General features: G+C 61.3%; 9 protein-coding genes, 1 tRNA gene and 1 pseudogene. 5 read left to right on the top strand and 6 right to left on the bottom strand.

Annotation, left to right across the window (positions count from 1 at the left end):
* The 6 genes from PHW99_RS13940 to cysS form a co-directional block, all read right to left on the bottom strand.
* Positions 1–93, bottom strand: a tRNA-Ser gene (locus tag PHW99_RS13940).
* 44 nt (positions 94–137) lie between these two features.
* On the bottom strand, positions 138–1406 hold the full coding sequence (locus tag PHW99_RS13945; protein WP_300178679.1) for an aspartate kinase: 1269 nt from the start codon (positions 1404–1406) through the stop codon (positions 138–140).
* Positions 1407–1431: 25 nt separating this feature from the next.
* Positions 1432–2358: a tRNA lysidine(34) synthetase TilS gene (gene tilS / locus PHW99_RS13950; protein WP_300178715.1), complete on the bottom strand. Its 927-nt coding sequence runs from the start codon at positions 2356–2358 to the stop codon at positions 1432–1434.
* 66 nt (positions 2359–2424) lie between these two features.
* Positions 2425–3399: an acetyl-CoA carboxylase carboxyltransferase subunit alpha gene (locus tag PHW99_RS13955; protein ID WP_300178683.1), complete on the bottom strand. Its 975-nt coding sequence runs from the start codon at positions 3397–3399 to the stop codon at positions 2425–2427.
* A 90-nt stretch (positions 3400–3489) separates the two neighbouring features.
* Positions 3490–4140 (bottom strand): DNA-3-methyladenine glycosylase 2 family protein, encoded by a 651-nt coding sequence (locus PHW99_RS13960; RefSeq protein ID WP_300178686.1) that lies wholly within the window; start codon positions 4138–4140, stop codon positions 3490–3492.
* A gap of 45 nt (positions 4141–4185) precedes the next feature.
* Positions 4186–5577, bottom strand: a complete 1392-nt coding sequence (cysS, locus tag PHW99_RS13965; protein ID WP_300178689.1) for a cysteine--tRNA ligase — start codon at positions 5575–5577, stop codon at positions 4186–4188.
* 208 nt (positions 5578–5785) lie between these two features.
* Between cysS and PHW99_RS13970 the strand changes: the two genes are divergently transcribed.
* The 5 genes and pseudogenes from PHW99_RS13970 to PHW99_RS13990 all read left to right on the top strand — a co-directional run.
* Positions 5786–6817, top strand: a complete 1032-nt coding sequence (locus tag PHW99_RS13970; protein WP_300178692.1) for a tetratricopeptide repeat protein — start codon at positions 5786–5788, stop codon at positions 6815–6817.
* A 68-nt stretch (positions 6818–6885) separates the two neighbouring features.
* Entirely contained in the window at positions 6886–8133 is a 1248-nt protein-coding gene (locus PHW99_RS13975) for a L,D-transpeptidase family protein (protein WP_300178695.1), read from the top strand.
* Positions 8134–8186: 53 nt separating this feature from the next.
* Positions 8187–8816 (top strand): peptidylprolyl isomerase, encoded by a 630-nt coding sequence (locus tag PHW99_RS13980; RefSeq protein ID WP_300178718.1) that lies wholly within the window; start codon positions 8187–8189, stop codon positions 8814–8816.
* Between the two features lie 3 nt (positions 8817–8819).
* Positions 8820–9326 carry a peptidylprolyl isomerase gene (locus PHW99_RS13985; protein ID WP_300178697.1) on the top strand — a complete coding sequence of 169 codons (507 nt, stop codon included), beginning with the start codon at positions 8820–8822 and terminating at the stop codon, positions 9324–9326.
* A gap of 15 nt (positions 9327–9341) precedes the next feature.
* Positions 9342–9558, top strand: a pseudogene (locus PHW99_RS13990) (UDP-2,3-diacylglucosamine diphosphatase); the annotation flags it as partial.

Consider the following 9558-nt stretch of genomic DNA (forward strand, 5'->3'; position numbering starts at 1 on the left):
TGGCGGAAACGGAGGGATTCGAACCCTCGATGAGGCTCTACACCCCATACTCCCTTAGCAGGGGAGCACCTTCGGCCACTCGGTCACGTTTCCTGAAAATCAGAGCCGCGATTATGTCACGACTTGGGGCTGTTTTGTCAGGCCGGCGCCTGATCCAGTTCAAAAGCCTTGTGCAATGCCTTCACTGCCAGTTCCATGTACTTCTCGTCAATCACCACCGAGGTCTTGATTTCGCTGGTGGAGATCATCTGGATGTTGATGCCCTCTTCGCTGAGCACACGGAACATGGTGCTGGCCACCCCCACGTGGCTGCGCATGCCGATGCCGACAATCGACACCTTGCAGATCTTGGTGTCGCCCACCACTTCCTGGGCACCGAGCTTGGGCACCACCACGTTTTTCAGCAAATCCATGGTTTTGGCATAGTCGCCGTGGTTGACGGTAAAGCTGAAATCGGTCTTGCCGTCCTTGCTGATGTTCTGGATGATCATGTCGACCTCGACATTGGCATCGGCCACGGCGCCCAGGATCTGGTAGGCAATACCGGGCTTGTCGGGCACGCCCAACACGGAAATCTTGGTTTCATCGCGGGTGAATGCAATGCCGGAAACAATGGCTTGTTCCATGTTTTCATCTTCCTCAAAAGTAATCAGCGTGCCAGACTTGGCTTCTTCAACAATGTCGATATCCCAGGGTGTGAAGCTGGAGAGCACCCGCAGCTTGACCTTGTACTTGCCGGCAAATTCGACTGAGCGGATCTGCAGCACCTTGGAGCCCATGGAGGCCATTTCCAGCATTTCTTCAAAGCTGATGGTGTGCAGGCGGCGTGCCTCGGGCACCACCCGCGGATCGGTGGTGTAAACGCCGTCCACGTCGGTATAGATCAGGCATTCGTCGGCCTTCAGGGCCGCCGCCACGGCGACGGCCGAGGTATCAGAGCCACCACGGCCCAAGGTGGTGATGTTGCCCAGATCGTCCAGCCCCTGGAAGCCGGTGACGATCACCACCTTGCCAGCCGCCAGATCGGCGCGCACGCGGGCGTCGTCAATCGACTCGATCCGCGCCTTGGTGTAGGCGCTGTTGGTGCGAATCGGCACCTGCCAGCCGGCATAACTGACCGACTCCAGCCCCTGGGCCTGCAGCGCAATGGCCAGCAGCGCGCTGGAAGCCTGCTCGCCGGTAGCGGCCAGCATATCGAGTTCGCGGTAATAGGCATCGGTCAAGGCACCGGGAGCCAGTTCTTTGGCCAGGCCCAGCAGGCGATTGGTTTCGCCGCTCATGGCGCTGGGCACCACCACCATCTGGTGGCCGGCGCGCGCCCACTTGGCAACGCGCTTGGCGACATTGCTGATGCGCTCGGTCGAGCCCATCGACGTGCCGCCGTATTTGTGAACAATCAGGGACATTATGGGGATAGGTTGGCGTTAAAACCTAGGGATTGTACCAATGCAGCTCTGTGCCACGCCTGACACAAAAGCCATGGCCGACCTTCAAATGCAGGGCGTGGCCGCGGGTGCGGCAGGCGGCAATCTGGTGCATCAATTCGTCAAGCTGGGCCGCGCTGGGCGTCACCTGGCAGGTGCTGGCCAACCAGTACCGCAGCAGATTGGCCAGCCGGGGCTGGCTGAGCGTCTGCAGCGCTTTGAGCCGGGGGGGCACCCCCACCAGGGCCAGATCCTGGGCCGCCACCTCCAGCAGCAGCGCCTGGGCTTGGGCCGCGTGGGCGGCGCTGCGCGCCAGGGTGTCGCGGAAATGCGGAAAACACTGTTGCAACGCCGGCAGCAGTCGGGCACGGATGCGGTTGCGCGTGAAGCGCTCATCGCTGTTGCTCGGATCGTCCACAAACGCCACGCCCCGCCCGGCCAGCCAATGGCGAATGTCAGCAGCACTGACCTGCAAGAACGGGCGCTGGTAATCCATACCGTCGCGGGTCCAGCGCTGGGGCATGGCGCTCAGGCCAGGTAGTCCGGCGCCACGGCTCAGCGCCAGCAGCAGGGTTTCCACCTGGTCGTCGGCATGTTGTGCAATTGCTATTGTTTTGATAGCTTTATGTGCTTGATTTATCCGGGCTAGAGCCTCAAAAGCCTGGTAACGGGCACGCCGGGCGGCGTCTTCTGGGCTTTGTCCGGCTTGGTGCCGCGCGTCCACCCGCTGCACGGTCAGCGGCACTTTCAGTTCGGCACAAAACCGCCGGCAATGCGCTTCAAAGTCATCGGCAGCGGCTTGCAGGCCATGATGCACATGCCATGCGCTGACCTGCCCCGGCCAGTGCTGGGCGCAAGCCAGCAGCAAGGCGGTGGAATCAGCGCCGCCGCTGTAGGCGACTGCCAGCGGCAACTGGGGCGCAAAACGCGCCATCGCCTGGGGGACAGACAGGGTCACAAACGCTCCTGATGCGCCGCTGGCCGGTGCCCCGGCTGACGTTCACTTGCCGGACTTGATGTCGGTGAAACGACCGTAACTCTGCAGCCGCTCGAACCGGCGCTCCAGCAGCTCCGAAACGCTGAGGTCGCTGACCTGGCGATAGGCGTCGGCCAGGGCGCGTTTGAGGAACGCGGCCATTTGTTTGGGGTCGCGGTGGGCACCACCGACGGGTTCATTGACGATCTTGTCGACCACACCCAGGGCTTTGAGGCGATGCGCCGTGATACCCAGCGCCGCAGCGGCTTCTTCGGCTTTTTCGGAGGTTTTCCAGAGAATCGACGCACAGCCCTCGGGGCTGATGACGGAGTAGATCGAGTACTGCAGCATCAGTACCTGGTCGCCCACCGAAATCGCCAGCGCGCCGCCGGAGCCGCCTTCCCCGATGATGGTGACGATCACCGGCACTTCCAGTTGCGCCATCTCGAAGATGTTGCGGCCAATGGCCTCGGACTGGCCGCGTTCTTCGGCATCAATGCCGGGATAGGCGCCCGGGGTGTCGACAAAAGTGAACACCGGCAGCTTGAATTTTTCGGCGGTTTTCATCAGACGCAGGGCCTTGCGGTAACCCTCGGGCTTGCTCATGCCGAAATTGCGCAGGCCACGCTCCTTGGTGTCACGGCCTTTTTGCTGGCCAATCACCATGCAGGGGGTGCCGTTGAAGCGCGCCAGGCCGCCGATGATGCTCAGGTCGTCCGCAAAATGGCGGTCACCGTGCAGTTCGACAAAATGGGTGAAGATGTCGGACACATAGTCCAGCGTGTAGGGCCGCTCGGCATGGCGGGCAATTTTGGTGATCTGCCAGGGGGTCAGGTCGCTGTAGATGTCCTTCGTGAGCTGCTGGCTCTTCTTGGCAAGCTGGCCGATTTCAGCGGAAATGTCCACCGCCGACTCAGTTTGCACATAGCGCAATTCTTCGATCTTGTTTTCCAGCTCGGCAATCGGCGTCTCAAAGTCGAGAAATGTCTTTTTAGCCATACAAATTCCTTTTTTCATGGTCTGCCCCAGCGCTTGAGCCGCAGGGGTCGGTGCCAATTCGTCGCGCAAATCCTGATCGGTCCGCCCGGCCTAATAGGCCACCGGCAGCGGATCCAACGACCGCCAAATATACCAAGTTGCCACCGTGCGGTAGGGCGACCAGGCCTGGGCCACCTCACGCGCATCGCTGCGGCTCACCACATCGCCCGAAAAATAACACCGGCTGATGCCGTTGATCAAGCCCACATCATCCAGCGGCAACACGTTGGGACGCATCAGGTGAAAGATCAGGAACATCTCGGCCGTCCAGCGGCCGATGCCGCGAATGGCCACCAGTTCGTCAATGATGGCCTCGTCGTCCATGCCGGTCCAGGCATCCACATGCACGACCCCGTTGTCAAAATGCAGCGCCAGGTCCACCAGATATTCCACCTTGCGCGCACTCAGGCCGGCAGCGCGCATGTCGTCAATCTTGAGCCGCAGCACCTGCGCCGGTGTCATCTGTGCCGGCAGCTTGGCAAAACGGTCCCACACCGTCTGCGCCGCCTTGACCGAGATTTGCTGCCCAACCACACTGCGCGCCAGCGTGACAAACGCATCCCCGCGGCTTTGCAGGCAGGCCTGGCCGAACTGCGGGATCAGCCGCTTCATGACCCGGTCTTTTTTCATCAGATGTTTGCAGGCATCCGTCCAGTAAGCTGGAGTCGCAACGCAGTTTGCTATTGATTCAGTAGCTAACATGACTGATTCAACGCGGGCTAGAGGTCAAAAACATCACAACACAGGTCATTGAGCCGCTTCCCAGGTGGTACCCACTGCCGAGTCCTTGAGCACAATGCCCTGCGCCAGCAGCTGCTGGCGGATCTGATCGGCTTGGGCAAAATTTTTCGCCGCCTTGGCCGCTGCGCGCTGGGCGATCAGGGCGGCAATGGCGTCCTCGTCCAGACCGGCACCGGCTTGCAGGAAGGCCCGTGGATCGTCCTGCAACAGCCCCAGGCAGCCGCCCAGCGCCTTGAGCAGACCCGCCAACTCGGCAGAACGGGTGCGATTGACCTCGCTGGCCAGGTCAAACAGCACCGCCACCGCCTCCGGCGTGCCAAAGTCATCGTCCATGGCGGCCTTGAAGCGCGCAGCAAACGGCTCGGCCCAGTCGATGGTCACCGCGGCTGGAGCCACTAGGTCAAGCGCGGTGTACAGGCGCTTGAGTGCCGTGTGGGCATCATTCAGGTGGGCGTCGCTGTAGTTGAGCGCGGTGCGGTAATGGGTGCGTATCAGGAAAAAACGCACGGTTTCGCGCTGGTACTTGGCCAGCACATCGCGGATGGTGAAGAAATTGCCCAGGCTCTTGGACATTTTTTCGTTGTCCACCCGCACAAAGCCGTTGTGCACCCAGAACCTGGCCGGCGGTTTGCCGCTGGCCCCTTCACTCTGGGCGATCTCGTTTTCGTGGTGGGGAAACTGCAGGTCAGCGCCACCGCCGTGGATGTCAAAGGTTTCACCCAGGTTCTGGCAACTCATGGCCGAACATTCGATGTGCCAGCCCGGGCGGCCTTTGCCATAACCAAACCCCAAGGCATCGGCATCCCACTTGGCATCGTCGGGTTCGCTCTCTTTGGCGGCCTTCCACAGCACAAAGTCCAGCGGATCGTCCTTGCCGTCCTGCACCGCCACCCGTTCGCCGGCACGCAACTCGTCGAGCGACTTGCCCGACAGCTTGCCGTAGCCTGGGAACTTGCGCACGGCGTAGTTCACGTCACCACTGCTGGCCTTGTAGGCCAGGCCCCTGGCTTCGAGCTGTTTGATCAGGTCAAGCATCTGCGGCACGTACTCGGTGGCGCGCGGCTCCAGCGTGGGCGGCTCGATGCCCAGCTGGGCGATGTCGGTGTGCATGGCCTCGATCATCTCGTCGGTCAGGGCGCGGATGGTGATGCCACGCTCAACGGCACGTTTGATGATCTTGTCGTCAATGTCAGTGATGTTGCGCACATAAGTCACGCGGTAACCACTGCTCTTCAACCAGCGCTGCACCACGTCAAAGGCCATCATCATGCGCGCGTGGCCGATGTGGCACAGGTCATAAATCGTCATGCCGCACACATACATGCGCACGTGGCCCGGCTCAAGTGGTGAAAAAGGTTCCAGTTCACGCGACAGCGTGTTGAAAATACGCAAACTCATGGGTGACGACGATTCGATCAAAAATCAGGTTATCTGTAGGGTGTACGCCGTGCGGGCAGGTGCTGCTGGCGAAGTGTTTCGGGCCAGCACGCTACCCGGCAACGGATGCTGAAAATGCACCCCCTCGGCTACAATCGAGCCCAGTATAAAGCCCTGCCGGGGCCAGTTGCCGAACCTGTCGGCTTCCCATTCCCAACCATTTGCGCCCATGAAACAAGCCCGAACTGCCATTTTCAAGACCCTGCGCTTGCTGACCCTGGCCAGTGTTTGCCTGGCCAGCACCGCTTTTGCGGATGAATACGGCGACGTGAGCCAATTGCTGCGCGCCAACAAGTTCACCGAAGCCTTGACCAAAGTGGATGGTTTCCTGGCCAGCAAGCCGGCAGACCCGCAGATGCGTTTCCTCAAGGGGGTCATCCAGCGCCATCTGGGCAAGACCAACGAGGCCATCACCATCTTCACCAAACTCACCGAAGACTACCCGGAACTGCCCGAGCCCTACAACAACCTGGCGGTGCTGTATGCCGGCCAGGGTCAGTATGACAAGGCGCGGGTGGCGTTGGAAATGGCCATCCGCACCAACCCCAGTTATGCCACCGCCCACGAGAACATTGGCGATGTGTACGCCCGGCTGGCCAGCCAGGCCTACAACAAGGCCCTGCAACTGGACAACAGCAACGTCGCCGTGCCCCCCAAACTGGCACTGATCCGTGAAGTCTTCAAGCCCAACCTGGCCAATGAGCGTCCAGTCAAGGCCCCGGCAACCGCCAGCACGCCGGCGGCACCGGTGGTGGAGCCCCTGCCAGTGGCGGCTGCCCCGGCCACCAGCGCCAACGCCAAACCAACCCCGACACCAGCTGCACCGACCAAGCCGGCATCTGTGCCGCCGGCGGCTGCTGACAACAGCAGCGCGGTGGAAGCCGCCGTGATGGCCTGGGCCCAAGCCTGGTCCAACAAGGACATGTCGACCTACCTGGGCGCCTATGGCTCCGAATTCGACCCACCGGGCAAACAGACCCGCAGTGCCTGGGAACAGGACCGGCGTGACCGCATCATGGGCAAGTCCCACATCAGTGTGAAGCTCAGCGAACTCAAAGTGGACATCAAAGGGGACAAGGCGGTGGCCAAATTCCGCCAGGCCTACAAGGCCGACGCCCTGTCGGTGTCCAGCCGCAAAACGCTGGAGCTGCAAAAGACCGCCAACCGGTGGCTGATCACCCGGGAAGCCACCGGCAATTGAAACCCGGTCGGCTGTTTGGCGGGGCTCCCTGGCAGCACGGGCTGCGCCCGGCCTTGTGGTTGCACACCATGTCGTTGAAGTTTGTTCTTGCCCTGTTCGCACTGATCCTGTTGGCCACCCTGGGCGCAGGTCAGGCCATGGCACGCACGGCCCACAAGAAAACCACACACCGCGAGACCCCGGCCAAAAAGCCAGCCGCGACAACCCAGGACGGCCTGGCCGAAGCCCGCCTGATCGAGATTTACCGCCTGATCGGCAAAGCCCAGACCCAGGTCGCCCTGGACAAGGCGCGCCAATTGGTGGCCGACTATCCGAGTTTCGCGCTGGCCCAGCTGGTCTATGGCGACCTGCTGTCGGCGCGCATGCGTCCGATCAGAACCTTTGGCGACGTGCCGACGGAGCAGCTCAAGGCCAACGCGGCCGCCCTGGCCGAGTTGCGCTCGGAGTCCGCCATGCGGCTCAAAGCCCTGACCGAACGCCCTCCGCCAGGAACCATTCCCTCGGAATTCCTGCTGATGTCACCGCGCAGCAAACACGCCATTGCGGTGGACACCTCACGTGCGCGGCTCTACCTGTTTGAAAACCGCAGCAACGGTCTGGCACTGATCGCCGACTACTACATTTCCATCGGCAAGCTGGGCGTGGAGAAAAAGGCCGAAGGTGACCAGCGCACGCCGCTGGGGGTGTACTTCATCACCAGCCAGCTGGACCCGAAAACGCTCAAGGACTTTTATGGCGCCGGCGCGCTGCCAATCAACTATCCAAATGTGCTGGACATCAAACGCGGCAAGACCGGCGGCGGGATCTGGCTGCACGGCACACCACCGGGCCAGTTCTCGCGTCCGCCGCTGGCCAGTGACGGCTGCGTGGTGGTGGCCAACCCGGACCTGCAGCGCATCATCAGGACCGTGGCCATCCGCACCACACCGGTGGTGATTTCCAACCAGCTCAAGTGGGTTCCACCCCAAAGCACCCGGGCGCAGGCCAGCCAGTTCGAGTCGCGCCTGAATGCCTGGCTCAAGGCCAAGTCCGCCGGCCAACTGGGTGAACTCAATCATTTTTATGCCCCTGATTTCAACAACAGTGGCAAAAAGCTGGTGGAATGGCTACCCACCCTGCAACGCGAAGTCGCCCAGACCAAGGGGCGTGAACTGGCCATCAAGGATCTGTCGCTGCTGCACTGGCAGGACACCGAGGAAACCATGGTGGTGAGTTTCGGAGAGGTGGCCGCCGGCCAGCGTAGCGGCGCCAACAAGCGCCAATACTGGGGCCGCCGTGGCGGTGAATGGACCATTTTTTATGAAAGTGTGATGTGATATTTTTCAAGAAAATTAGCACGCTAGCCCGCGTATTATTTACCTCGGCAGCTATTTATTCAATAGCAACATCGGCGCTGGCCGAAACCGCGCCGCAGGTCAAGTTCACCACCTCGGCGGGTGACTTTGTGGTCGAGCTCTACCCCGACAAAGCCCCCAAGACGGTGGCCAACTTCCTGCAGTACGTCAAGGACAAACACTACGACGGCACGATTTTTCATCGGGTCATCAACAACTTCATGATCCAGGGCGGCGGTTTTGACGCCAGCTACGTGCAAAAACCCACCCGGGCACCGGTGGAGCACGAAGGCCGCCAGGCCCTGGAAAAAGGCCTGCGCAACACTCCCGGGACCCTGGCCATGGCGCGCACCGCCGACCCGCAATCCGCCACGGCGCAGTTTTTCATCAACGTCAAGGCCAATGCCTTCCTCGACCCGGTGCCGATCCCCCCGGGCGACCCGGTGCCACAGTTTGAATACCGTGGCGAGGTGTACAAAAACACCCCGCGCGCTGAGCTGCTCAACGCCCGCCAACTGTATGGCTACACCGTGTTTGGCCGTGTCATCTCCGGCATGGAGGTGGTGGAAAAAATCAAGGCCACCCCCACCGGCGCTGGCGGCCCCTTTCCGACAGACGTGCCCAAAACGCCTGTTCTTATCAACTCTGCAACCCTGGTGAAATAAATCATGAGCAACCCCCAAGTCGAACTCCACATTGCCAACCACGGCGTCATCACCCTTGAACTCGATCAGGACAAGGCCCCCGCTTCGGTGACCAATTTCCTGAACTACGTCAACAAGGGCCACTACAACAACACCATTTTTCACCGCGTCATCCCCGGTTTCATGATCCAAGGCGGCGGCATGGAACCTGGCATGGCGCAAAAGAGCACCGAGGCCCCGATCACCAACGAAGCCAACAACGGCCTGAAAAACGTGAAATACAGCGTGGCGATGGCCCGCACCAGCGACCCGCATTCGGCCACCGCCCAGTTTTTCATCAACGTGGCTGACAACGGTTTTCTGAACCACACCGCTCCCAGCGCCCAAGGCTGGGGCTATGCCGTATTTGGCAAGGTGGTGGGTGGCACCGACGTGGTGGACAAGATCAAGGCCGTGAAAACCAGCCGCAAGGGTTACCACGACGACGTGCCGGTGGAAGACGTGGTCATCGAAAAAGCCGTTGCACTGTAAAACCCGGCCCACACCATGACACCCGTCGGGCCGCCCTCTCCTGCGGGTCTGGCCTGGCCGGTCCTGCAGGCGCCGGCACACTGGCGCGTGGTCGAATTCATCTCGGACCTGCACCTGCAAGCCGCCCAGGCACCAACATGGCGTGCCTGCCAGCAGTACCTGGCCAGCACCCGGGCCGATGCGCTGTTTATTCTGGGTGATCTGTTTGAACTTTGGGTCGGTGACGACGCCG

Source organism: Rhodoferax sp. (assembly GCF_028689305.1).
Lineage (GTDB): Bacteria > Pseudomonadota > Gammaproteobacteria > Burkholderiales > Burkholderiaceae_C > Rhodoferax.

What these genes read in the sequence shown, in the direction of transcription:
- tilS (WP_300178715.1), bottom strand. Translation starts at nt 2,358, where the DNA reads ATGGCGCGTTTTGCGCCCCAGTTGCCGCTGGCAGTCGCCTACAGCGGC.
- PHW99_RS13945 (WP_300178679.1), bottom strand. Translation starts at nt 1,406, where the DNA reads ATGTCCCTGATTGTTCACAAATACGGCGGCACGTCGATGGGCTCGACC.
- PHW99_RS13970 (WP_300178692.1), top strand. Translation starts at nt 5,786, where the DNA reads ATGAAACAAGCCCGAACTGCCATTTTCAAGACCCTGCGCTTGCTGACC.
- PHW99_RS13985 (WP_300178697.1), top strand. Translation starts at nt 8,820, where the DNA reads ATGAGCAACCCCCAAGTCGAACTCCACATTGCCAACCACGGCGTCATC.
- PHW99_RS13960 (WP_300178686.1), bottom strand. Translation starts at nt 4,140, where the DNA reads ATGTTAGCTACTGAATCAATAGCAAACTGCGTTGCGACTCCAGCTTAC.
- cysS (WP_300178689.1), bottom strand. Translation starts at nt 5,577, where the DNA reads ATGAGTTTGCGTATTTTCAACACGCTGTCGCGTGAACTGGAACCTTTT.
- PHW99_RS13975 (WP_300178695.1), top strand. Translation starts at nt 6,886, where the DNA reads ATGTCGTTGAAGTTTGTTCTTGCCCTGTTCGCACTGATCCTGTTGGCC.
- PHW99_RS13955 (WP_300178683.1), bottom strand. Translation starts at nt 3,399, where the DNA reads ATGGCTAAAAAGACATTTCTCGACTTTGAGACGCCGATTGCCGAGCTG.